The sequence below is a fragment of the Lacticaseibacillus manihotivorans DSM 13343 = JCM 12514 genome (assembly GCF_001435035.1).
GTDB lineage: Bacteria > Bacillota > Bacilli > Lactobacillales > Lactobacillaceae > Lacticaseibacillus > Lacticaseibacillus manihotivorans.
Genome location: NZ_AZEU01000102.1, coordinates 17,982 through 41,921, shown reverse-complemented (window position 1 = coordinate 41,921; position 23,940 = coordinate 17,982). Strand labels below are relative to the sequence as shown.

The 23,940-nt window shown below is 48.7% G+C and carries 27 protein-coding genes and 1 pseudogene; 12 read left to right on the top strand and 16 right to left on the bottom strand.

Annotated features, from left to right (window positions below):
* The coding region (locus FD01_RS16940; protein WP_420864839.1) for an IS66 family transposase at positions 1-227 on the bottom strand (227 nt) is incomplete at its 3' end.
* Positions 228-263: 36 nt separating this feature from the next.
* Here FD01_RS16940 and FD01_RS05415 point away from each other — a divergent pair.
* Positions 264-875, top strand: coding sequence for an Rgg family transcriptional regulator (locus FD01_RS05415; RefSeq protein WP_056963052.1), 612 nt, complete (start codon positions 264-266; stop codon positions 873-875).
* Between the two features lie 285 nt (positions 876-1,160).
* On the opposite strand, the gene FD01_RS05410 is transcribed toward FD01_RS05415, so the two are convergent.
* Positions 1,161-2,783, bottom strand: a complete 1,623-nt coding sequence (locus FD01_RS05410) for an ABC-F family ATP-binding cassette domain-containing protein (protein ID WP_056963050.1) — start codon at positions 2,781-2,783, stop codon at positions 1,161-1,163.
* 154 nt (positions 2,784-2,937) lie between these two features.
* On the opposite strand from FD01_RS05410, the gene FD01_RS05405 reads away from it, so the two are divergent.
* The 7 genes from FD01_RS05405 to FD01_RS05375 all read left to right on the top strand — a co-directional run bounded on the left by FD01_RS05405 (position 2,938) and on the right by FD01_RS05375 (position 9,815).
* Positions 2,938-3,789 (top strand): DNA/RNA non-specific endonuclease, encoded by an 852-nt coding sequence (locus FD01_RS05405; protein ID WP_056963048.1) that lies wholly within the window; start codon positions 2,938-2,940, stop codon positions 3,787-3,789.
* A gap of 85 nt (positions 3,790-3,874) precedes the next feature.
* Positions 3,875-4,378 carry a hypothetical protein gene (locus FD01_RS05400; RefSeq protein WP_056963047.1) on the top strand — a complete coding sequence of 168 codons (504 nt, stop codon included), beginning with the start codon at positions 3,875-3,877 and terminating at the stop codon, positions 4,376-4,378.
* A gap of 185 nt (positions 4,379-4,563) precedes the next feature.
* Positions 4,564-5,856, top strand: a complete 1,293-nt coding sequence (locus FD01_RS05395) for an ammonium transporter (RefSeq protein ID WP_056963045.1) — start codon at positions 4,564-4,566, stop codon at positions 5,854-5,856.
* Between the two features lie 84 nt (positions 5,857-5,940).
* Entirely contained in the window at positions 5,941-6,843 is a 903-nt protein-coding gene (locus FD01_RS05390; protein WP_054714296.1) for a zinc-binding dehydrogenase, read from the top strand.
* 38 nt (positions 6,844-6,881) lie between these two features.
* The gene (locus tag FD01_RS05385) at positions 6,882-7,097 is read left to right on the top strand and encodes a hypothetical protein (protein ID WP_056963043.1); all 216 of its coding nucleotides are present in this window, start codon (positions 6,882-6,884) and stop codon (positions 7,095-7,097) included.
* 130 nt (positions 7,098-7,227) lie between these two features.
* Positions 7,228-8,976, top strand: a complete 1,749-nt coding sequence (locus FD01_RS05380; protein ID WP_056963041.1) for a 1-deoxy-D-xylulose-5-phosphate synthase — start codon at positions 7,228-7,230, stop codon at positions 8,974-8,976.
* Positions 8,977-9,065: 89 nt separating this feature from the next.
* A complete protein-coding gene (locus FD01_RS05375; RefSeq protein WP_054714291.1) occupies positions 9,066-9,815 on the top strand; it encodes a CPBP family intramembrane glutamic endopeptidase in 750 nt (249 codons plus the stop codon).
* A 37-nt stretch (positions 9,816-9,852) separates the two neighbouring features.
* Here the strand turns inward: FD01_RS05375 and FD01_RS05370 are convergent, their stop codons facing one another.
* From FD01_RS05370 to FD01_RS05360, 3 genes are all read right to left on the bottom strand, one after another.
* Positions 9,853-10,146 carry a hypothetical protein gene (locus FD01_RS05370; protein WP_054714289.1) on the bottom strand — a complete coding sequence of 98 codons (294 nt, stop codon included), beginning with the start codon at positions 10,144-10,146 and terminating at the stop codon, positions 9,853-9,855.
* A gap of 12 nt (positions 10,147-10,158) precedes the next feature.
* A complete protein-coding gene (locus FD01_RS05365) occupies positions 10,159-10,434 on the bottom strand; it encodes a PspC domain-containing protein (RefSeq protein ID WP_082611690.1) in 276 nt (91 codons plus the stop codon).
* Between the two features lie 66 nt (positions 10,435-10,500).
* Positions 10,501-11,388 carry an NAD(P)H-dependent flavin oxidoreductase gene (locus FD01_RS05360; RefSeq protein ID WP_056963039.1) on the bottom strand — a complete coding sequence of 296 codons (888 nt, stop codon included), beginning with the start codon at positions 11,386-11,388 and terminating at the stop codon, positions 10,501-10,503.
* Positions 11,389-11,560: 172 nt separating this feature from the next.
* Between FD01_RS05360 and FD01_RS05355 the strand changes: the two genes are divergently transcribed.
* Positions 11,561-12,916, top strand: a complete 1,356-nt coding sequence (locus FD01_RS05355) for an amino acid permease (RefSeq protein ID WP_056963068.1) — start codon at positions 11,561-11,563, stop codon at positions 12,914-12,916.
* A 46-nt stretch (positions 12,917-12,962) separates the two neighbouring features.
* On the opposite strand, the gene FD01_RS05350 is transcribed toward FD01_RS05355, so the two are convergent.
* From FD01_RS05350 to FD01_RS16550, 8 genes and pseudogenes are all read right to left on the bottom strand, one after another.
* On the bottom strand, positions 12,963-13,457 hold the full coding sequence (locus FD01_RS05350) for a hypothetical protein (protein WP_054714286.1): 495 nt from the start codon (positions 13,455-13,457) through the stop codon (positions 12,963-12,965).
* A 3-nt stretch (positions 13,458-13,460) separates the two neighbouring features.
* On the bottom strand, positions 13,461-14,165 hold the full coding sequence (locus tag FD01_RS05345) for a TIGR00266 family protein (protein WP_056963036.1): 705 nt from the start codon (positions 14,163-14,165) through the stop codon (positions 13,461-13,463).
* 3 nt (positions 14,166-14,168) lie between these two features.
* The gene (locus tag FD01_RS05340; protein ID WP_054714283.1) at positions 14,169-14,369 is read right to left on the bottom strand and encodes a hypothetical protein; all 201 of its coding nucleotides are present in this window, start codon (positions 14,367-14,369) and stop codon (positions 14,169-14,171) included.
* On the bottom strand, positions 14,366-14,728 hold the full coding sequence (locus FD01_RS05335; protein ID WP_056963035.1) for a hypothetical protein: 363 nt from the start codon (positions 14,726-14,728) through the stop codon (positions 14,366-14,368). Before FD01_RS05335 ends, FD01_RS05340 begins: the two co-directional genes overlap by 4 nt.
* Complete coding sequence (locus tag FD01_RS05330) at positions 14,725-15,000, bottom strand: hypothetical protein (protein ID WP_054714277.1); 276 nt, start codon at positions 14,998-15,000, stop codon at positions 14,725-14,727. The genes FD01_RS05335 and FD01_RS05330 overlap by 4 nt, the downstream gene beginning before the upstream one ends.
* Positions 14,997-15,518, bottom strand: a complete 522-nt coding sequence (locus FD01_RS05325) for a DUF805 domain-containing protein (RefSeq protein WP_054714274.1) — start codon at positions 15,516-15,518, stop codon at positions 14,997-14,999. The genes FD01_RS05330 and FD01_RS05325 overlap by 4 nt, the downstream gene beginning before the upstream one ends.
* Before the next feature lie 100 nt (positions 15,519-15,618).
* A complete protein-coding gene (locus FD01_RS16555; RefSeq protein WP_054714330.1) occupies positions 15,619-16,140 on the bottom strand; it encodes a GNAT family N-acetyltransferase in 522 nt (173 codons plus the stop codon).
* A 9-nt stretch (positions 16,141-16,149) separates the two neighbouring features.
* A pseudogene (locus tag FD01_RS16550) lies at positions 16,150-16,506 on the bottom strand (GNAT family N-acetyltransferase); the annotation flags it as partial.
* Between the two features lie 212 nt (positions 16,507-16,718).
* On the opposite strand from FD01_RS16550, the gene FD01_RS05310 reads away from it, so the two are divergent.
* Together FD01_RS05310 and FD01_RS05305 are read left to right on the top strand one after the other, a co-directional pair.
* Positions 16,719-17,279, top strand: coding sequence for a TetR/AcrR family transcriptional regulator (locus FD01_RS05310; protein ID WP_054714272.1), 561 nt, complete (start codon positions 16,719-16,721; stop codon positions 17,277-17,279).
* On the top strand, positions 17,276-20,320 hold the full coding sequence (locus tag FD01_RS05305; protein ID WP_056963031.1) for a YhgE/Pip domain-containing protein: 3,045 nt from the start codon (positions 17,276-17,278) through the stop codon (positions 20,318-20,320). Before FD01_RS05310 ends, FD01_RS05305 begins: the two co-directional genes overlap by 4 nt.
* 53 nt (positions 20,321-20,373) lie before the next feature.
* On the opposite strand, the gene FD01_RS05300 is transcribed toward FD01_RS05305, so the two are convergent.
* Positions 20,374-20,892: a YfcE family phosphodiesterase gene (locus FD01_RS05300; protein ID WP_054714269.1), complete on the bottom strand. Its 519-nt coding sequence runs from the start codon at positions 20,890-20,892 to the stop codon at positions 20,374-20,376.
* A gap of 12 nt (positions 20,893-20,904) precedes the next feature.
* Positions 20,905-22,335: a glutamate racemase gene (gene racE / locus FD01_RS05295; protein ID WP_056963029.1), complete on the bottom strand. Its 1,431-nt coding sequence runs from the start codon at positions 22,333-22,335 to the stop codon at positions 20,905-20,907.
* A 118-nt stretch (positions 22,336-22,453) separates the two neighbouring features.
* Here racE and FD01_RS05290 point away from each other — a divergent pair, with 118 nt between their 5' ends.
* On the top strand, positions 22,454-22,927 hold the full coding sequence (locus FD01_RS05290) for a DUF2507 domain-containing protein (RefSeq protein WP_056963027.1): 474 nt from the start codon (positions 22,454-22,456) through the stop codon (positions 22,925-22,927).
* 564 nt (positions 22,928-23,491) lie between these two features.
* On the opposite strand, the gene trxA is transcribed toward FD01_RS05290, so the two are convergent.
* Positions 23,492-23,803 (bottom strand): thioredoxin, encoded by a 312-nt coding sequence (gene trxA, locus FD01_RS05285; protein ID WP_056963025.1) that lies wholly within the window; start codon positions 23,801-23,803, stop codon positions 23,492-23,494.
* Positions 23,804-23,940: the final 137 nt, after the last annotated feature.

Genomic DNA, 23,940 nt, shown 5'->3' with positions numbered 1-23,940 from the left:
GCATTAGCACGCGCACCCTCCGGGCTGGTACTAAACAAGAAGTTCTTTCGACCCATGACATAACTTTTCATGTTGCGTTCTGAAGCGTTATTGCTGAAGTCAATCTCACCATATTTCATGAGCCGATCAACGTATGGCCGCATGCTCTCTGCGTAGGCAACGGCTTTACCTAGATTGCTCTTTGGTAAAACATCACACATATCACACCAAACCCAGAACCGTTTCACCAACGGGGAAAGCTTGCTCCGACGACGCTTTCGACGATGGCAGTGCGGGTGTCGCACGGGTTCAATGCACCATTTGACGCCTCACTGGCAAATGAACTGCTGGTTCAATTTGAGGCGATGAATGACTTTTACTTTTACAGTCTATACGCTCAATACTATCTCTTGAATGATTTTCATTGCAATTTGCTACGTACAGACCCCAAGGCTCCAGTGATTGTTGATCATCTTAAAGAGTATCTTGATTCTGTCTACAGTTGGGGGCGATTTGAGTTGGTACTGTTCACAAACTGCCTGTTTGTCTTTGATGACAAATACATCAGCTTTCAATATCATGAATCTGTTGAAAGTATGTGGCTAGCGGTCAACAGCTCAAACCACGCTAATGATCTACTCGCTTTCCTTATAAATGGCAGCCAGCTTACATTTGAAAGACACGACAAGGCCGTGTTTCAGGAATTTTTTAGTGAACTGGTTAAGGTTACGAGAACCCACCATGACTTAAGGGCTATCCTTGCCGTGAAAATATTTAAGATGCTTCAGCAGGCAAGAGGTGGTCAGGATGTCATCAAGTCGAAGCGTCAGATATTGTCGGCGTTACGAACGATGGGCGACCAAGGCTGGATAAAGTATATCAAGAAGAACTCATAATCTGGATATTTCAAATAAGCGAATTGGTCACTGATATCGAAATTGCTGAACAACGAGGACTTCACCTTGGTAGAGGCGGCATTCTCTTACGATTAAACCCAAAAACAGCGATACTCTGGTAGCTGTGTTCAACTGTAAAATCATGTAAGTCTTTGCTCATTTCTCTCCTAGTTTTTTGTTGTCTAAGTAGTGAAAATCGTTCAAGACCATGATTGAGAATGAAGCCGTAGAAAAAAAACACTTTGCAACGTGAAATTTCCACGGAGCAAAGTGTTTTTGTTCATTCTAGTAAATATCTTGCACTTGTTGTTGCGCGATTTCATGCGCCATGAATTCATCGTAAGTGGTATCAGCACGATCCACAATGCCTTTAGGGCCAACTTCGATGATATGATCGGCGATGGTTTGGATGAACTGGTGATCATGTGACGTAAAGATCACAGCCCCTGGGAAATCAATCAACGCGTCGTTTAAGCTGGTGATGGATTCCAAGTCCAAATGGTTGGTTGGGTCATCCAGCAACAAGACGTTAGCTTTGCTCAACATCATTTTGGCCAGATAAGAGCGGACCTTTTCGCCACCAGATAACACGGTGACTTTCTTCAACGGTTCATCGCCGCGGAACAACATTTGGCCTAAGAAGCCGCGCAAGAACGTGTTGTCGGATTCTTCTTTGGCGGCGAATTGACGCAACCATTCCAAAATGTCGAAGCGTTCGTCGGAGAATTCAGGGTTCAAGTCCTTTGGCATGTAGGCGCGCGCAGTGGTCACACCCCAAGTCACAGTACCGGCATCAGGTTGAATGGCGCCAGCGATCACTTGCATCAAGTAGCTGGTCGTCACATCTGAACGGGAGATGAAGGCGGTTTTGTCGCCTGGGCGTAAAATGAAGGACACGTTGTCCAACACTTTTTCGCCTTCAACCGTCAACGACACATTTTTCACCCGGAGTAAGTCATTGCCAAGTTCGCGTTCTGGGACGAACTTGATAAATGGGTACTTGCGAGAAGATGGCTTGATGTCATCAAGGGTGATTTTTTCCAATTGCTTCTTACGCGACGTCGCTTGTTTGGACTTTGACGCGTTGGCAGAGAATCGGGCCACGAATTCTTGGAGTTGTTTGATCTGTTCTTCTTTTTTGGCGTTGGCGTTGGCGCGCAGTTGTTGGGCTAATTTGGAAGATTCCATCCAGAAATCATAGTTGCCGACAAACATTTCGATCTTGCCGAAGTCCACGTCACACATCATCGTGCAGACGGCGTTTAAGAAGTGACGGTCATGGCTGACGACTAAAACAGTGTTGTCGTAATCAGCCAAGAAGTCTTCCAACCACGCGATGGTTTGTGGGTCAAGCCCGTTGGTCGGTTCGTCTAACAGCAATAAGTCAGGCTTCCCAAACATAGCTTGGGCGAGCAAGACTTTGACCTTTTCACCTTCTGGCAATTCGGCCATCATGGTTTGGTGTTGAGATTCTGGGATGCCGACAGATTGCAACAGTTGAGACGCATCAGATTCAGCGTTCCAGCCGTCCATTTCGGCAAATTCGCCTTCCAGTTCGGCGGCTTTTAAGCCATCTTCTTCTGAAAAGTCTGGTTTGGCATATAAAGCGTCTTTTTCAGTCATCACTTCATAAAGCCGGGTCCAGCCTTGGAGCACGGTGTTCATGACCGTTTGATCATCAAACGCAAAGTGATCCTGACGCAGTGCGCTCATGCGTTCATTTTGATCCATCGAAACGGTCCCAGTGGTTGGCGTGAGCTTGCCTTCCAGGATCTTCAAAAAGGTCGACTTGCCGGCCCCATTAGCCCCGATGATGCCGTAGCAGTTGCCCGGCGTGAATTTCAAATTGACATCTTTATACAAAGTTCGATCAGAAAACGTCATCGACACGTTGTTAACAGTAAGCAATCTTTTCCCTCGCGATCATTTTTTTGACGTAATTTTTCACATTGCTATTCATCATATCAGATATCTTACATTCCCACAATCTATAGTAGAAAAATGTCACGCACTCGATATTTTCACAACTTTCTTGTAAACTGAATGCACGGAGGATCACGTGATGTTAATTTTAGGAATTATCTTAGTGGTGGCAGGTGCGGTGGTTGGCTTAGGCAAAATGCCTCGCCAAAAAAAGGCTCGGGCCCGCCGGCGCAAATTAGCCACTAGCTTGATCGTCTTAGGGGTGGCAATCGGCGGCGGCCAACAAGTGCAACAAAAAGTCTTCGGGCCCAATGACTCAGCGTCTTCTAGTGTTTCAAGCAGTAGCGCGTCAACTCAAGGCACAACCCAAGGTGCCCCAACTAAGTCTGCGGACAACACCACCGCCCAACCGGTATCAAAGCTTGCCGCGCTGACTTATAACGGCGATCAAGAAATCACCATCAACAACAACGATCCGGCTTTTGCCGACAGTGAATTATCTACCAAGTCTGGCGGTTGGACCACTTTTTCCAATTTAGATTCGCAAAACCGCGTGGGTCCTGCTGAAGCGATGTTGAATCAAAGCATTATGCCGACTGAAAAGCGCGAACCTTTGAGTTGGGATCCCACTGGTTGGCACAACAAGAAAATCAACGGGCAATGGCTGTACAACCGCTCGCACTTGATCGGCTTTCAATTGTCCGGGGAAAACAATAACCCGAAGAATTTAATGACGGGTACCCGCGAACTGAATTCGCCTTTGATGCAAGCGCATGAAGATGACATTGCCCATTACTTGAAACAATCGACCAGTCATTACGTCCGCTATGAAGTCACCCCAGTTTTTCGCGGTGATGAGCTGTTAGCTCGCGGCGTGGCGATGCGGGCGCAATCTATCGGCGATAACACGATCCGCTTTAATGTTTATATTTTTAACGTCCAATCAGGCGTGACATTAAATTATTCGGATGGCGCTAGCCAGATCCAATAATTTTAGAAATTCCGTCTCTAGGCCGACGCTTGCTCGGATCAATCTCGGTATGATAAAGTCGAGTCTTCTTATGGAGGAGTTTAGCATGACAAAACAAACCACGACCAAAGGCATCGACAGTCAAACGGCGATCAGCTTTTGGCATCAAAATGAACATCGCGCGCGCTTAACGGCTTTGGGTATTGCCGTGGTGATCGCAGCGCTGGCGTTGCCGATCATGTTGTCAGAATATTCGGATGGCTTAGCGGCAGTGTCCTATTTATTAGGCACAGGCATTGGCGTGATGTTGATCATCGCGCCACACTTAGGCCGCACGAAACACAAGCATCGCCGGGTGTTGATTTCAACGTCAGCGCGCCAATTAGCCCAACAAGAATTCAACGCTTATCACAAGGCCCATGCGATCGGCATGATCTTCGGCATTTGGATGTGTATTGCGTCGATTGCCCCTGCCGTGATGCTGAATGACAGCCTCGGCGCTGCTAGTTTTATGATTTTTGTGGCGATCGGTGTCTTCTTCTTAGTTTACGTGAACTTGATCAGTGGGGCTTATCGGCGCTTGACCAAAGAACACGCTCGGTTGAATTAGCGTCAATCGATTCTGTCAGGATTACTCACATTGAATTTTAATTTTTAAACGCCGCTGGGTCGGCGTTTTTTTGTGCTTTCCGAACGTTTCATACAAGCAGAAATCGGTTTCAACAGCAACTAGACCAAAAACCGGGTTTACAATGACAAAAACTGTTGGAACGCATGATTCAGGAGGATACCAATATGAGTATTGCCAACACTGCCTTTGTGATTTTAGCCAGCGTCTTAGTTTGGTTCATGACGCCAGGACTCGCCTTTTTCTATGGTGGGCTGGTGTCCAAACGCAATGTCGTCAATACCATGCTGTCAGTGTTTTATATCACTGGCATCGCGATTTTACTGTGGGCGCTGGTCGGGTATGAACTCGCCTTTGGGCCTGACATCGGCGGGATCATCGGCAAAGTGCAAGGTTTATTTATGAACGGGGTGAACTTGACGAGCTTGCGACCGGATCATCTCAGCGTTGGCACTTTTGCGTTATTTCAAATGATGTTTGCGATCATCACGCCAGCTTTATTTATCGGCGCCGTGGTTGGACGGATGCGATTTTCATTTTTAACGTGGTTTATCGTGTTGTGGAGTGTGCTGATTTACTATCCACTGGTACATTTGATTTGGAGCCCGCACGGTTTGATGGCCGGTTGGGGTGTGTTGGATTTTGCCGGCGGGACAGTGATTCACATCAATGCCGGGATCACAGCGTTAGTATTGTCATATTTTCTCGGCGCTCGGCGATCCAAGCAAACGGCCCCGAACAACCGGCCTTGGGTGTTGTTAGGCACCGCGATTTTATGGATCGGCTGGTATGGATTTAACGCCGGTTCTGCTTTAGCTGCCAACACCACTGCTGTGAACGCTGCGCTCACCACCAGCTTGGCCGCAGCCAGTGCCTTGGTCACTTGGATGTGCTTGGATGTTTACAAACATGGCAAGCCGACGTTGATCGGCGTTTGTACTGGGGCGTTGTGCGGACTCGTTGGGGTGACCCCTGCTTGCGGGTATGTGACTTTGTTTGGGAGTTTCGTGATCGGCATCTGCGCGACGGCCACGAGTTATTTCTTCATCGAATACCTCAAACCGCGATTAAAAATCGATGATGCGCTGGATGCTTTCGGCTGTCACGGGATGTCTGGGATCGTCGGATCGATTCTCACTGGCGTCTTTGCGACGAAAGCCGCCAACCCTGCGATCCCAGAAAATGGTTTAGCTTATGGTGGCGGCTGGCATTTATTCGGGATTCAACTTGCTGGGACCCTGGTGACGATCCTACTCGTGGGCATCATGGCGATCGTGATCACCTTAGTCTTGAAGCATTTTATCCCGATGCGCGTCACGCAACATGATGAAGCCCTCGGTTTGGATCTTGCCGAACATGGTGAGGTTGCAGAACAAGGCGATGGCGATTCTGATGTCTTGCGTTATCCAGATGAATTCTTAGGTCAGATGCGCGGCTTTGATCCACGCTCGCCGAAATAAAAATGCTTCAAAATTGCCAAATGCAGAGATCCATTGCAAAATAATGATGTTGTCATCGTTGATTTGTGCAAGGAGGATAGACTCATGCAAGCATTTGGCCTCAACCATCTCAATGGACAATTTATGCAAGTGGAAATTCCTGACCCAGTCCCGCGCCACGGGCAGCTCGTCATTCAGCCTTTAGCCGTCGGGTTAAACAATCGCGATCGCGCGGAACGCTTCAATGCCCCAGATGGTCGCTTCACCATCCCCGGCCATGACGTTGCTGGCACGGTCGTTGATGCCGGCACCACTGATTTTAAAGTCGGCCAGAGGGTTTTGGCGCATACCGATCATGCGTATGCTGATTATGTATTAGCGACTCAAGATACTGCCGTGTTAATGCCGCAAAGTTTGAAAATGGATCAAGCCGCAGCGCTAGTGACGCCTGGCATCACCGCTTGGCGCATTGTCCATCGTTTTGCCACGATCGAACCTGGTCAAACAGTGATCGTTAAAGGTGCCAATGGTGGCGTCGGCGCGCTTGTGGTGCAACTGGCCACTGCCATGGGCGCTGATGTGATCGGCATCGCCTCGGCGCGTCATCAAGAAGCGGTGATCAAAGACGGGGCCTTGCGCGCAGTCCCTTACGACAATGCCGATTTAGTTTCCGTTTTGGCCAATGCCGGCGATATTGTGATCAATGTCGCCATGGATGGCGTTGGGTTTGCAGAAGACGTGGCGATGACGCGTTTAGGCGGCCAATTAGTGACGGTCGCGCATGTTGACGGCCGTGCTTCAGAAAAAGCCATCGATATCGTGCATGTGCATCCAGTCGCAGAACCTAGCGATGCGATTGCCTTAGGCGCTTTAGCCCCAGCTTTGGCGGTTGGTCAATTAAAAGTTCAATTAGCGGATGAATTACCTTTCAGTTTAGCCGGGGTGCAACAAGGTCATGAACTGTTAGGCCAACCGCATGACGGGCGCTTAGTGTTGGTCAAAGCCTAGAATCGGGGTATAATAAGGCCAATGAGGAGGCGCATTTCATGGCATTCAAAAAATTGCGCAACACCGCCACTAAAATCAAAGCCGACACCCCAAAGCCCACTATTGAAGGCACGGTTTACTCGATCGTCTTTGGCGCCACTGCCATTGCAGGCTTGTTGAGCTTTGGTGTGTACAAGTTATTGACCCCAGAGCGCGTTTTAGCCAAGAAAGCTAAAGCCACTGTCGCCAAGCATCGCGAACAAGAAGACAAATAGGTATCAGCTGACCACCGCCTCAACGCGGTGGTTATTTATTTGGGTATAAGGCACTTTCAGGTGCGTTCTTGCACGCTTAAAAATTTAAGTATAAATTAGATACTATAATTTAATTAGTGAAGGAGCGCTTATGTCCATTTTAGAAACCATTAACCAACCTGCAGACTTACGCGATCACAGCGTGGCCGAACTCCAACAACTCGCCGAAGAAATTCGTCACGTCTTGTTGACCAAAGTTTCAACCACTGGCGGACACGTCGGCCCAAATTTAGGCTCAGTTGAACTCACCATTGCCTGGCATCGCGTGTTTAATTCTCCACACGACAAAATTGTTTTCGATGTGTCGCATCAAAGCTACACCCATAAGATTTTAACTGGTCGCAAACAGGCTTGGCTTGATCCTGATCATTACCATGATGTCTCAGGATTTACCGAACCCCGTGAATCAGAACATGACTTTTTCACCATTGGGCATACCTCAACTAGTGTCGGCTTAGCGTCTGGGTTGGCGTTGGCTCGCGATGATCAAAACACCCATGATCACATTACTGCCGTGATCGGGGATGGCTCCATGTCTGGTGGGTTAGCTTATGAAGCGTTAGACAACGCCGCGGTGTTGAATCGCCAATTGTTGATCGTGGTCAATGATAACCAATGGAGTATCGCTGAAAACCACGGTGGCATTTACCAAAACCTGGCCGAATTGCGCAAAACTAACGGCGAAGCATCCAACAACTTGTTCAAAGCCCTCGGTTTAGATTATCGCTATGTCGCCGATGGCAATGACATTCAAAGTTTGATCGACGCCTTTGAAGCCGTCAAAGATATCGACCATCCTTTGGTATTACACATCAACACGCAAAAAGGGCGCGGTTTTAAACCTGCGCTTGAAAATGAAGAAGCCTGGCACTGGCATGTCCCATTCAATTTACCTGATGGCTCACCGAAACATGTTTCAACTGGGGAAAACTACTGGGATCTGATTTTGGCTGATTTAGATGAACATGTCCAACATGGCGTCCCGATTTATGCCATGAACGCGGCCGTCCCTGGTGGTTTTCATTTGAAAGACTGGGCCGCCAAGTATCCGAAGCGCTATATCGATGTCGGCATTGCCGAACAAGAATCCATCACTTTAGCTGCCGGGATGGCCAAAGGCGGTTTACGCCCGGTCGTCTTCCACTCTGCTACCTTCTTGCAACGCGCCTATGATCAACTGTCTCACGATTTAGGTATCAATTCCTTGCCAGTCGTGATGTTGATCAACGGCGGCCGGATCTCTGGCGGTGATCCCACCCACCAAGGTGATTTAGATCAAGCTGAATTAGCCAATATTCCAAACTTGACCTATCTGGCGCCAACCACGAAAGAAGATTTAATCGCGCAACTCGACTGGGCCTTGGCGCAAACTGATGGCCCAGTTGCCATTCGCGTGCCAAGCAACGGCGTGCACTCTGATCCCTTAGCACCAGATTTTGCCCCAACAAAAATGCACATCCTCCATCATGGCACCCAAATCGCTTTAATGGGCCTGGGTTCCATGCGGCCACTGGCAGAAACTGTCTTAGGCAAATTATCCGCCCAAGGCATCGATGCCACTTTGATCGATCCACGTAGCACCAACACCTTAGATCCTGAAGCCTTGGATCAGCTTCGTGGTTTCCACAAGTTAGTGGTCACCATGGAAGAAGGCACGCTAGACGGGGGCTTCGGGCAAAAAATCGCGGCTTACTACGGCCCAACAGATGTCAATGTGCTAACTTTAGGCGCCCAACGTCGTTTCAACCATAACGAAACTCGTGACGCGTTGCTCAAAGAATTCAACTTAACGCCTGACACTGCCACGCAAGCCATTTTAAACGCGCTGAAAGAAATTTAATTCAAAGCAGCTTCTCGTCTCTCATCGACGGGAAGTTTTTTATTTACCTGCGCGAATATTGTGCGATAATGGTGGCGGAGGATTCATCGATGAAAAACTGGCAACCAGTGCCACACTTTGGGGTAAAAGTGCTGGCGACGTATTTATTGGGGTATCTGGCAACCAACCTGACCGTATTTGCGATCACGTGGCAGGCAAATTTAAGTGCCAACACCGCAAATAACCTGATGAAGTTAAGTTGTGCACTCACCCTTTTGGCGTTATCGCGATGGTGGTTACATCTACCATTGTTTAAGCGTCCGCAACATGTCAGCAAAGCTGCGCTGATTGTGTTGATGATCATCAGCTTGAATCTGGTTACCCCCAATCTTCATTGGGGGTTGTTTGCGACCGCACTCGTTAACAGTTTATGCGTCGGATTACTTGAAGAAGCCACCAGTCGTGGCCCGATTTTATTTTGGTTATGGTCGAAAACACCAAGTCGTTGTTCGCCTTACTGGTGGACTGCCATCACCAGTGGCATTGGATTTGGCTTGTTACATTTGACTAATTATGTTGCTAACCCTGACTGGATTCAAATCTTGATTCAAGTCGGATACGCCGCCGTCATTGGTTTTACGTTCGCAGGATTATTCATGTATACCCACAATTTGTGGTTTACGATCATCGCGCATTCTGGGTTTGACACCATCTCTGGCATGAACGAGGTCACGGTTTCTCATGTCGGCTGGAATGTGCCAGAGGTTGCCAGCTTGTTATTGGTTGTCACTGTCTGCTTATTAATCGGGATTTGGCTCATGAAACAACTCACTGGCAAACATCATGACTTGCAATTTTAAATCACAAAAGCGACCAGCCGTAGCTGATCGCTTTTTGTTAGGCGCCTTGAATCGACAAGCCGTCGATCAAGTCTTCATATTCTGCCCCGGTCAACAAACGACCGCGAGTTTTGATCACACCGTCGACTAATACGATTGGAAAACCGTCTAGCCCGTCATGCACAGCTTCGAATCTGACTTGGGCATTGGGAATTCGCAAGATATCGTTGCGGTCACGAATCACGATCGCTTCAAATTCAACACTGGGAATCGCGCCATTGGTCGCCAGCAGTTGAAATAAAGGCCAATCTGGTGATTTTTCTTCTGGTGGAACGCAACTGACAATTTTCATGCGCAAACACCTTTAAAAATCAGACCACTCGTCATCATCGTGATAATCTTCTTCGTCATGCGGTTCTTCTTCAAAGTGTGGCGTCGACTTTGGCGCTAATGGCATCAAGAAATACAACACGATGTAAATGCCCAATCCGGTGCCATACCCGAAAAAGACCACGGCGAAAATGATCCGAAAAATCACAGGATCAATGCCAAAATATTCTCCTAAGCCGCCACAAACGCCGGCGATCACACTGTTGGTCCGCGAGCGCTCTAACTTGCGATAATTATTGTTACCTGCCATGAACGCCACCTCCTAGTGAGAACATTATAGCATGCACACTGTGAAAACTTTAATCCGACCCTGGACTTAATTTGGGAATAATCGGTGAACAATTGAAGCCACTGGTTCAATGCGCGAAACCATCCCCGCAATTTGTCCAGCCATCAACGTCCCGTGTTCAACGTCGCCGGCAATCGCCCGGCCTAAGCTACCATCCAACAGGCCATGCAATACTTTCGCATCGGCACCACTGGCTTCGGCTTCAAAGTACTTTGCAGTCAATGAATTTTGCAAACAGCGCACCGCATCGCCTAACGCATGTCCCGTGACCACAGTACTGGTGTCGCCTGCTTGAATCACCGCTTGTTTGTACGCATCAGAAATTGGTGTTTCTTCAGCAGTTAAGAACGCGGTGCCGACTTGCACGCCAACGGCACCAAGGGCTTGCATCGCAAGAACTGATTTCGCATCGATGATCCCACCAGCTGCAAACACTGGTAGGTCAACAGCATTGATCACTTGTTGCACTAAGGACAGCGTGGTTTGCGTACCGATGTGCCCGCCTGACTCCATGCCTTCTGCGACTAAGGCATCCACGCCTAATGCAGCCATTTTTTGCGCGACTTTTACATTTGGGATCACGGCGATCACTTTAGTCCCGATGGCTTGCAACTGTTGAGCAAAGCGCTTCGGCGAACCAGCACTGGTGGTCACAGCTGGCACAGGATGGGCTAACAAGTAAGTCACCATGTCGACAATGTTGGGCTGTTGCAACATCAAATTCACAGCAAAAGGTTGATCGGTGCCTGCACGAATTTCGTCGATTTGTTCAGCAAGTTGTTCAGTTGTGAGCCCGGCTGTGGTCAACACGCCTAGACCGCCAGCCTTGGCCACGGCAATCACCAATTGTGGCGTTGAAATCTGAGCGAGGGCGCCTTGAATCAAGGGATATTTTGTTCCTAAAACGTTAGTCATATATGGGTCCTTTCGTGAGCGTATTCTACGATAAGAATACCCGTGTTCACGCGAAAACGCCACCATTTTTAATTTGTCTACGTGGTGTGACACGTGTTTGCCAAACGTGAATTATGAGCGTAAAATGGTGAACGTTGTTTTTCTCTCGTTAACGAAAGTGAGTCTTGAATTTATGCAGCGAAAACTCTCTGCCCGCCACATGCAAATGATTGCTTTAGGTGGCACAATCGGTGTCGGCCTGTTCATGGGCGCGACCTCTACAATTAAATGGACCGGTCCATCAGTCTTATTGGCATATGGTATCGCCGGTATTTTCTTATATTTGATCATGCGCGCCTTAGGGGAAATGTTATACGTTGATCCCGCCACTGGTAGTTTTGCCAAATTTGCCAGCGAATACATGCATCCAGTCTTTGGCTACCTCACCGCTTGGAGCAATGTTTTCCAATTCGTGGTGGTCGGGATGTCCGAAATGATCGCGATCGGTGAATACTTTAAATTCTGGTGGCCAAACCTCCCTGGTTGGTTGCCTGGACTGATCGCCATCACCACTTTAGTCTGCGCGAACTTGATCTCCGTGCGCATGTTTGGCGAAATGGAATTTTGGTTCGCCTTGATCAAAGTGGTGACGATAATTTTAATGATCGTTGCCGGACTCGGCGTTATTATTTTCGGGATCGGGCACGGTGGCAAGCCAGTCGGGATTTCGAATTTATGGACGCATGGTGGCTTCTTCACTGGCGGCGTTAAAGGTTTCTTCTTTGCCTTAGCGATCGTGCTAGGTTCTTATCAAGGGGTCGAATTGCTCGGCATCACAGCTGGCGAAGCGGAAAATCCGCGCCCGACTATTGTCAAAGCCGTCAAAGACACCGTTGGCCGGATCTTGATTTTCTACGTTGGCGCCATTTTTGTGATCGTATCGATTTATCCTTGGAATCAATTGTCTGCCATCGGCTCACCGTTTGTGCAAACTTTCTCTAAAATTGGCATCACCTTTGCCGCTGCCTTGATCAACTTCGTGGTGATCACTGCCGCATTATCCGGTGCCAACTCTGGCATTTATTCGGCCAGTCGGATGCTTTACACCCTAGCTGAAGAAAAGCAGTTACCGAAGAAATTCAAGCTCCTCAACCGTCATGGCGTGCCATTGTATCCCGTGTTGTTAGTCGGTTTGGGCATCGGGTTGGGCGTTTTGCTCAATGCGTTGTTGCCATTGATTGCACCAGCGGCTGGCAATGTTTTCGTGATGGTTTACTCCAGTTCCGTGTTACCCGGCATGGTGCCTTGGGTCGTGATCTTAGTGTCTGAAACCCAGTTCCGCAAAGTCCACGCCGATAAAATGGCACAACATCCTTTCAAAATGCCAGGCGCGCCTTACACCAACTACTTAACGCTGGCTTTCTTAGCGTTAACGTTGGTCTTCATGATCCTGAATCCTGAAACTCGAATCTCACTAGGGATTGGCGTCATCTACTTGGTAATCATCGTCTTGATCTACTTCAAAAAACATCATCATCGTGCCGCCTAACGACGTAAAATGCCGACCACTCTGATAACTGAGTGATCGGCATTTGTTATTTCACAGATAATATGTTTTGTTGAATCACCGGATTATTGGGCAGGACGCCACTGGTGGTCACCTTCACACGCTTATCGCTGACGTGCAAATGTAAGTAGTGCGATTTACCGACCAGCATGTTCACAGAGTCTTCAAATTGGTAAGTGTCTTTGCCGCTTTGAAGCGTCACTTCATAGTGATACCCATTATGGCGTTCTTCCACGCGTGTCACTTTGGTAACAACCCCTGCATAAGTATGTCGACCAAACGAAGCAAAGCCAGTCCAAATCAACGCGACCATGATAATTGCCGGCCACCGGAGTTTTTGCCAAGTCGTGCGTTTGGCGTCTGGAAACATCGCAAAGTCAATGAACATCGCCCCAACCAACGCTGCGGCGACGCCTAACATGGTTTGATTCAACAACAAGTAACAAGCCGCCGCCATCACGAAAAATAAAATTCCAACGACACCGAAGATATTTTTCCAAGGAATCGTGCGCTTTTTCTCCATAAGCTAGCTCTGTTTCGTGGCAATGTACGGGGAAACCATATTCGCTAACGCTTCGATATTGCGGGTTTGAATGTAAACCCGCCCGCGCCCAGTAAACCGGTTGACCAAGCCTTCGCCAGTGGTAAAGCCAAAGGTACCGCTCGCCACTTCAATTGAATATTGCAAACTCGTTTGCCAAGCCACCACGTGGGTATTGTCGATCAGATAATCATGGCTGCCATCAAGGTCGATCGCCAAAAGATCTCCATATGCACTGACAAGCATCGTGCCAGTGCCGCTGGTTTGCATCACAAATAGCCCACCAGTGCCGCCGAACAAGGCTTTGCCAACATGTTGGCGAATCATTTGGTAACTGGTGCCCGCATCCCCAGCTAAAAAGGCGCCAGTGTTCAAGCACCACTGTGAATCATCATGCAAATCCAGCGCTTGAATCGCGCCAGGATTACCAGGGGCAATCCCGAGTTCCCCGCCTTGCTGCGTCCCACTAGCCGTCGTGATGAAAAAACTTTCGCCACTGGTCATACTGCGCGCTGCGGCTTTCAACATCCCACCGAGGCCTTTGGACCCATTGGCATTCATCCGCCCAGATAATTCGACACCGCCGTTATGATAAACCATCGCGCCGGATTCGATTTGCACACTATCGCCGCGATTTAAACTGATCGTCACTAACGGAAACGTGCCACTGCCTAATGTTTGATATTCCATATTTTATTTTCTCCCCAAAATCGTTTCACGAATTTTCCACCACTCGTAACCGAACAAGCTAAACATTGCGAAACTTGGAATGATCACCAGCCAGCGATGTAGCCAAACCGAAATCAACAGCAACACGAAGAAGCCGATGGCAAACACCAAAAACCAGCGCACTTTCTTCAAATATTCCTGTTGTAAAGCTGGCGTCCATTTCATGCGCGCGCCTCCAAATCCTTTTCAAGTTGGTCAGTCACTTGCGCGATCACCACATCACTGGGCTGAAATTGAAAATTATCGGTGTGCGCCAACTGCCAATCTATGCGCCCATACTTCGGCGTTAATTCCGCGATCTCAGCGTCTCCGTAGCCAAGTTGCTCAGCCAAGGCCCACATTTTGGTCAATAAGCGCTTTTTATGGCGAATTCGTTGATCAAAAAATAATTGTAAAAGGATCAACCAACCGATTTCGACTAACCAGCCATACCAATGCAACGAATCGACAATGAACACATAGATCAAGATAGCAACAATGATCCCAATTGCTACCCCAAAGCGATTCACCCACTCAGTTTTCATAGTGACTCCTTTTTGAATGCACGCCTAGCTGTCACGAACAAGCTCACGCCAACGACCACAAACAACACCACAAAAGCAATCATGGCACCGTTCAATGCAGCACTGCGCATTAAGGACCACACCATGACACCAGCTAAGGCAAAACATCCCAACCCAACCACGACGACCAACATCGCCAATACCCGTCGCAAGAAGCCATTTGGTCCAGTCCAAACATAACGCCAAACATATGCAAGCGTAGCACCAGCCAAAATCGTCAGCGCACTTTTCATTGTTCTGCCCATGAATCCGTGTCGTCGACTGGTGGATTTTTCGTCGGCAAGATCTCGATCACTAGCGTCACCAAACCGATGGCTAAGGTAATCAGAGATGATAGCGTGGTGTGCCCATTTAATACCACCGGCACCAAAGCCGCCGCGACTTGTAACACCACAAACACGCCCCAGTGTACCCCAGCATCACGAAACCGACGCACGGCAATGGCCAAACCCGGCAATAAAATCGCCAAACCAAACAATAAGGCAATCAAAATTGGGCCAAGCAATGCCGTGAACAAAATCGTGGGATCTTTGCCCACGGTGCCAAAGCCAACGAAGCCGATCACGATCGCCCAAAAAATAATCGTCAACAATGTTTGCCACAGCGTCCACCACCAGAACTCCCGCCGGGTACTGCGCCCAGTAAAGTTCACGTAATTGCTGAAAAACGCCGGAATCGCGACGAGCCCACCCGCCCCGTAAAAATGGTTCCCTGTTTGTGAAACGATCGCATCACTAGCCTTTTTTGCCATGGTGTTGCCTCCCAAAGTCTCACTGATTTTTTATTCTATTGTTAGTTTACGCCCTAACGTATGCGTTCACAACGAACAAAAATGTCACTTGACCCCACAATTACCGCCGAATACTGAAACCAAAATGTGGCATATCAATATCATAATAATGCTTCACAATTTTGCCGCGTACCAACATGCCATTGCGGATCGCGACGTTCATCGACGCGCAGTTATTATCGCGAATGATCGACCAGACTTCTGGAATCAACAAGTGATTAAAGGCATATCGCTTAGCGCCTTGAGCAGCTTCACTCGCATAGCCTTGATGCCAGTAATCGCGTTGAAGCAAATAACCGATTTCAACCACATCTTGATTTTGCCAGCGTTGAATCGTCAAGCCACATTGGCCGATAAACTCACCCGCCTTGGTTTCGACTGCCCACAGGCCAAAGCCATCTTCGCGATAACGCCTGAGTTGATTATTCAGCCAAGCATCCACTTCGTCATCTGAGAAGGCATGCGCATAAGCGTACATCGCTTGTGCATCTTGCAATGTGCGCGCTAAGTTTGACCGATCAGACTGGTTGAGTTGCCGGACCACCAGGCGTTCAGTTTGATAAATCACCGGCGAGTTGGTCATAGTCCAATCCCACACGCCGAGTTCCTCATCAAATTGTTTTTGTGTTAAGTGAAACCCGTGGCGCTGATAAAACTGTTTGGCTCGCCGGTTTTGATCGAACACATTTAAGGTGATCACCGGATGCCGGCTTTGTAACTGCGTCAGTAATTGCGTACCTAATCCCCGATCACGATAAGTCGAATCGATAAAGATGCCCGCCAAATAATTGTCTTGCATCCCCGCAAAACCGACGATTTTCCCTTCAACTTGTGCTACGGTCAGTTCCGCTTGTGGCATCAGTTGTTTAACCATCGCAAAATTTTCCTGCCAATAACGTGCTGGCACAAAACTGTGCGCCTCCAGATTGCTGGCCAACCAAATCGCCATGATGTCATCCAACTGTTGCGCACTCACTTCAGTTAATGTCGTGATCATTTTTGCCCACCTCCTATGGGTAGCATACCGATAAATTTCATCACTTGCCAAAAAAAATCTTCATAAACTTCAAGATGTAGCTTGTAATCTTCATCGATTCGTCGTATATTCATATCTTGTAATATTAATATGTTTTTACGTGAATATTTAAAAAGGAGGTCCCCATGGTCAAACATCGCGTGTTGGATCAACAAAAAGTCCTCGCGACTGCCGGTATGATGGCCAGCGAATCAGGCGTTGCCAATTTAAACTTCAAAGCTTTAGCTGCGCGCTTGGACATTCGCTCGCAATCCCTTTACAACTATTATCCCAATATTGAAGCCGTGATCGAAGCACTTGGCGCTGATTTTCTCGGGCAACTCGATACGCAATTGACGCATGGCTTGGTCGGCTTATCTGGTGTCGATAGCTTGAAACGTTTTGCCGAAATCAGTCATGATTATTTTGATTCGACTGGCAATCGGGTGCAATTGCTGTATTACGTGCACCGCTACGCTGAAGTCAGCCCGTTCGTCCAATCGATGCAAGCCGTCATCGATTTGCTCAAACGCTTAGTCGCTGGCGTTCACTTGCATCACATGTCCCAAGAAGCTTACGTCCAAGGGTTCATCTCCAGTGTTTTAGGCTTTACGGTGCTTGAAATCATGAATTATCTGCCTGGCATCGACCGCGACGTGAACTACCATCAAATGCTGCAACTTTATTTAGACGAGGTTCAAAAATGATTAAAGACGAATTCAAATTTATCCGCCACAACAAGCTCATTATGTTGTCGGTGATCGTGATCATGTTCATCCCCTTTTTATACGCAATCTTCTTCTTGAAATCCGTATGGGATCCATATGGTGACACGCAATCTTTGCCAGTCGCAGTCGTCAACAATGACGTGCCAGTCGATTACCAAGGCAAAACGTTAGACGTCGGCGTGCAAACCGTCAAAAAGCTCAAACATAACGACCAACTCGGCTGGCAATTTGTCTCTGCTGCCAAAGCCGCTGACGGTTTGAAGCATGACAAGTACTACACCGTCGTCACCATTCCCAAGAACTTTTCCAAGAATGCCGCAACGGTTTTAGATGCACATCCGAAGAAAATGCAACTGAAATACACCACCAACGACTCGCTGAACTATTTGTCGCAAGTGATTTCTGGCATCGGTGTGGACAAACTCGACAAACAGATCCGCGCCAACGTCACCAATGCTTATGCCAGCGCCGTGTTTGACCAAATCAAAACCGTCGGCAAAGGCTTCTCTAAAGCCGCCAGTGGTGCCACGCAATTGTCTGATGGCACAGCCACTTTAGACGACGGGGTTTCTCAATACACAGTCGGCGTTTCTAAAGTCAACAAGGGTGTGCAAACCTTAAAAGTCAGCGTTAAGCCGTTGACCTCAGGCGTGCAACAACTTGCAGACGGCGGCAATCAACTTAAAGCTGGCATTGGCCCATTAACTTCTGGCGTGCAACAACTTGCCAATGGGGGTAACCAACTGAAAGCTGGCGTTGGCCCGTTAACTTCAGGGGTCCAACAACTCGCAAACGGTGGGAATCAACTTAAAGCTGGCGTTGGCCCATTGACTTCAGGCGTCCAACAACTCGCAAACGGCAGCCAACAATTGCAAGCTGGCGTTAAGCCTTTGACTTCCGGTGTGCAACAGCTCACTGATGGTAGCCAACAATTACAAGCCGGCGTTGAACCCTTGGCTGCTGGCGCTTCGCAATTAGTTAACGGCGCCGTTTCATTGAAGACTGGTACCGCCAAACTCAACAAAAACGTTTCCCCGTTAGCCGCAGGCGTGAGCCAATTAAGTGATGGCGCCAACAACCTCAACACTGGCATCCAACAATACACCAGCGGGACAAGTGATTTAGTTTCAGGCGTGAAACAATTGCAAACCGCCAACAATACTGGCGATGCCAAAACGAAAACCCCGGCGATTACCGACAGTATTGCTCAGTTAGCGCAAGGTAGCGATACCTTGAACCAAGGCGCTGGTGCTTACGTTGCTGGCGTCAACCAATCCTTCAACACGATTCGTGGCGGCATCTCCCAGATTCAAGCTGGTGTGAAAACCAACTCCGAACAAGCGAGCGCAACGAGCAAAAAAATTACTGCCGATATCACGCAACTGACCCTTTTGGCCAAAACCAAATATGGCCAAGATACCCAGCTCAATCAAGCGATCGCTGACTTGACGAGTCAACTCAAGACCTTATCGACGCAACAAGCCAACAGCACGGCAACGTTGAATGCTGGTTTGCAAGCGATGGCTGCTGGTTTATCGACGCAAAATACCGATTACAACAAGTTAACTGCTGGCGCTGATCAATTGACCGCAGGCGCCAAGTCCTTAGCCACTGGCGCAACGGCGTTAAACAAAGGCTATCAAACCTTCACAGCTGGTTTAAACAGTGCCGTTGCTGGCGGTGACAAGTTGTTGGCAAACAATGAGACGTTGACCAACGGGGCGGCGACGCTCAACGGTGGCTTAGCCCAAATCAATCAACAAATTCCAACCTTGACCGCAGGCGTTGCGCAATTAGATGATGGTGCCGGTCAACTGCAAGGTGGCCTCACCGAACTCAACGGTAAAGTCCCGGCCTTAACGAACGGTGTCAACCAATTGGCTGATGGCCTCAACACCTTAAATGGTAAAACGCCAGCCTTAGCCGGTGGCGTTAACCAATTAGCTAATGGCTTAACCACCTTAAACGGTAAAACGCCAGCCTTGGCCAATGGTGTTAACCAACTGTCATCTGGCCTCAACACCCTGAACGGCAAGACGCCGGCGTTAGCTAGTGGCGTCAACCAACTTTCATCTGGGCTTAACACCTTGAACGGGAAGACCCCGGCTTTAGCTAGCGGCGTTAACCAATTAGCATCAGGTCTGAACACCTTAAACATCAAGACCCCAGCCTTGGCTAGCGGCGTTAACCAGCTAGCGGATGGGACTAGCCAATTAGATGACAAGTCCAAACAGTTAACGGATGGCACTGGCCAGCTCAAAGACGGTTCCAAGACCTTGGCCACGAGCTTGTCTGCTGGTGCCAAGCAAGTCAACGGCATTAAGTTGACCAATGAAACGGCCAAAATGTTTGCCGCACCGACCCACACCACGCAAAAGCATTATAGCTATGTCTCAAACTACGGGCATGCGTTAGCGCCTTACGTTTTATCCTTGGCGTTATATGTTGGGGCGTTGGTCTTCAACTTCGCTTATCCAATTCGCAAAGTGTCCCATAAAGATGGCACGCCAACGCAATGGTTTGCGTCTAAAGTCGTGCTCGGTGGCTTGGTGGCGATCGGCATGGCGGTCATCGAAGCCAGCTTGATCATGCTCGGCGGCTTGACTGTTGATCACGTCGGGTTGTTCTATGCCTTAGCGATCGTCTTCTCGCTCACGTCGATGTATTTTGTCATGATGCTGTCGATGGCCTTTGATAACCCTGGGCGGTTCGTGGCGATGATCATGTTGATGCTGCAACTCGGCGGTGCTGGTGGGACCTTCCCATTGGAAATCACCAACAGCTTCTACAATGCGATCCATCCGTTCTTGCCGATGAGCTACTCGGTATTAGGCTTCCGCCAAGCGATCACCGGCGGGATCTACTCCGGCTCTGTGGCCAACTGCTTTGGCTTCTTGATCGGCTTTGCAATTTTAAGTCTCCTATTATTATGGGTCGCGATGCAGATCTTGCAAAAACGACATTTAATGGGCATCTCTCAACTCGACGATAATCAAAAGCTCCAAGACGTCGAAAAATAAGCATCTAAAAAGCGTGTTGCTTGCCAGAAAAAGGTAAGCAACACGCTTTTTGATCACCGCGTAAACGTGCGCGTGAGCTTGTCGACCACTTGTCCATCACGCGTATGGAATTGCACCGTGATGGTTTTGTCATCGAAGTCGACTGTCGCATAAGTGCCATGTAGCGGCGCAAATTCACCGCGCGGTTGCGAAATCGAGCCCGGATTTAACACGATCATGTGGTCATGTTGTTCCACACCGAGTTGATGGGTGTGGCCGAACAACACCAGATCCGCATGCGCTTCACGCCCCGCTTGAATCAACACATCCAGCGTCCAATTCACATTGAAGCGATGACCATGCGTCATGAACACTTTCAACCCGGGAAAGTCTGCGGTACGCGTCAACGGGAACGCCGGATCAAAATCCATATTCCCAGTCACTGGCTGATAGGTTTCAAAAATTTCATCATCTGCTGGCAACTCTGAATCCCCGCAGTAAAAATACCCATCGGCATCAGGTTGTTGCTGTTTGGCGATCATCCGCAAAATTTGTTTATCGCCGTGCGTATCACTGACCACAACTAATCGCATACATCATTCCTCCTAGCCTTTAAACCAACCATCCCAACGTGCTTCCAGCTTGCGCAAGGCGTCGCCGCGGTGTGACACTTGATTTTTCTCATCAGGGGTCATTTGCGCCATGGTTTTGCCAAATGCGGGTAAGTAGAAATACGGATCATAACCAAAACCGTTGTCACCTTGTGGGATCCCGACGATCATGCCATCGACTTGACCGCGCACGACCAGATCTTCATCAGGTTTGCCAGGACGGGCAAGGGCTAACACGCTGACAAAATGCGCATGCCGCTGATCCGCTGGCACTTCTGATAATTCTGAAATCAACTTGGCATTGTTGGCCGCATCATTGTGCCCCTTACCTGCATAACGCGCGGAGAATACGCCTGGCATGCCGTCTAAGGCGTCGACTTGTAGCCCAGAGTCATCGGCGAGCACTGGCAACTCTAAAGCCTGCGCATAGCCGTCTGCCTTTAAGCGAGCATTTTCTTCAAAAGTCGCCCCAGTTTCTTGGACACTGGGCAATTCTGGAAAATCAGCCAATGATTTCACCGCAACACCAAGTTTATCAAACATCACCGCGATTTCTCGCACTTTGCCGGCGTTCTTGGAGGCAACCACCACAGTTGTTGGCAAGCTGGTGACCACATCGGTTGGCAAATCAGAAATCGTCACGCGATCGGCATGGATGGCTTGGCCCATCCAGTCGCTGGCAATAGTTTCAAACATTGAAGCGGAGCCTGTGGTGTGATACTCACGCAAGGGGTTTGGGTTATCGGTATTGGCTAAATCAAAATAGTCCAACAACATCGACACTTCACTGACAGTTTCTGCACCTGAATCAATCAAGGTGACATTGGGCCCCATGACATTTTGGATCAATGGGCGCAACAGTGGGTAGTGGGTGCAGCCCATCACCAAGGTGTCGATGCCCAAGCGCTTCATCGGCTGTAAGCCTTCTGCGACCACTTTTTTGGCGACCGCTGAATGGGCTTCGTTAGATTCGACGACTGGGACAAATTTCGGTTGCGCCATGCTGGTCACTTTGGCACGTGAATCTTTGGAGCGGATGGCTTTGGCATAGGCATCTGACTTCACCGTGCCTTCGGTTGCAATGACGCCGATATGCCCATTTTTGGTGGAACGCAACGCTGCGCGACTACCTGGTAAAATGACGCCGACGACTGGGATCGACAACTTGGCGCGCAAATCATCTAAGGCAGCCGCGGTGGCTGTGTTGCAGGCGATCACCAACATTTTAATATGCTTAGCGAGTAAAAAGTTGACCATTTGCCAGGTGAAGGCGCGAACTTGCGAAGCCGGCCGGGGCCCATAAGGCAAGCGGGCTTGGTCGCCTAAAAAAATAATGTTTTCGTTGGGAAGCTGCCGCAGTGCCTCAATGACCACGGTCAGTCCACCAACGCCGGAATCGATAAATCCGATCGGTTGCTTATTCATAAGTGCGCTCCCTTCTTGAATCTACATTATACACCCTAAAAAAATTCAAGTCGCATGATAGCGGCGTTTTGGCTATAATAGAACAGACAGCGCATAGCGCAAAATTAGGAGGCGCCTCATGGCCAATAGCTATAAAGATTTGTTAAACCTGTCTGCGACTGGACCATTATTCGGTCAGTTGATGTTGCGCGACTTATTACTCCCTGATTTGTTGGGCCAAGAAACTGAAAGTATTACATATTGGGCCGGCCGCTCGTTGGCGCGCCGCTTACCCGTCGTCGAAGATGATTTAACCGAATTGTTTGCGCGCGTTGGCTTTGGCATTTTGACACCAGCCACCAGCAAGCGCCATCAGCGCATGTACACCTTAAGCGGCACGACTGTTGAAACCCGCATCGCCAACTTTGAAGCGCCAGACTTTCGTATTGAAGCAGGGTTTTTGGCCCAAAGCTTGCAACAAGAACTCGGCTGCGTCGTGGAAGCGCACGAAACCGTTGATCGGCATAAAAAAACGATCACTTTAACCGCTGTGATCGATGAAAAAACGCCCCAACCTAAAACTGAAAGTCATATCAGTTTAGCGGAACTGTAAATAAGTTTGGCCTAGACATCACAGTCTAGGTTATTTTTTGCGTAAAGGCACAACAAATCCACGAAACAGGTGTCCATTTCGTGGATTTGCGGCTTTGACGCCGATTTGATTACGTTTATACAGTTTTCTCACAATTCAAGTACGTTTCTGCGAGCCTTGGCTTCTTAGGCCTTAACCCTTTGGTCGCTAATAGGCTTTGCACTGCCTTTCGCGCACAGGCGTCGACTGGCTTCCCACGTTACCGTGAGGGCAAATCTCCCGGCGGTTGCTTGGTTTGAGTCCACAACGGGGACCCTTCTATGCCGGCACTCTGGAACTGAAGATCTAGCGGCGCTCGACAGTTAAGCCCAGTCGCTACGGGATTGTCTTCACAGTTTAGCGGGCACTTCCGCCCGTCGCGAAGTGGTACGGGTGACCTGCGCTAAGCCACTCACTCCTCATGGATATCGTCCTCATGATAGCGTCTCCAAAAACTAATGTCAAGTACTTTTTGTTACCGATTTCAAAAAAATTAGGCAAACGAAAAGCCGAGACTTTGATCTCGACTTTTCAATCAGCAAGTGCCTATGCGGTGTACTTGTTGAGGATCTCGTTGAGTTGATCTTTGGTATGGTAACCAACGATTTTTTCAACCACGTTGCCGTCTTTTTTCACCAGCAAGGTTGGGATTGCCATGATGCCAAAGCTTTGTGGGGTGTTTGGGTTTGCGTCGACATCCATCTTCACAAACTTCACATCTTGGCGATCGTTCGCCAAAGATTCTACCACTGGGCTTTGCATCCGACAAGGACCACACCAGGTCGCCCAAAAATCAGTGAGCGTCACACCGGTGCCAGTCACAGTTTCAAAGTTTTGATCCGTAACAGCTTCTACCATTGTGTTTGCCTCCTCTTACTTTTCGTAACTTAATCATACCACGTTGACCCAGAAAATGCCATTACCTTGGATACAATTGATTTGTGCTGTCATTCCCTCAAATCATTGATCTTGCAGGACCCAATAGCGGGCGAAGC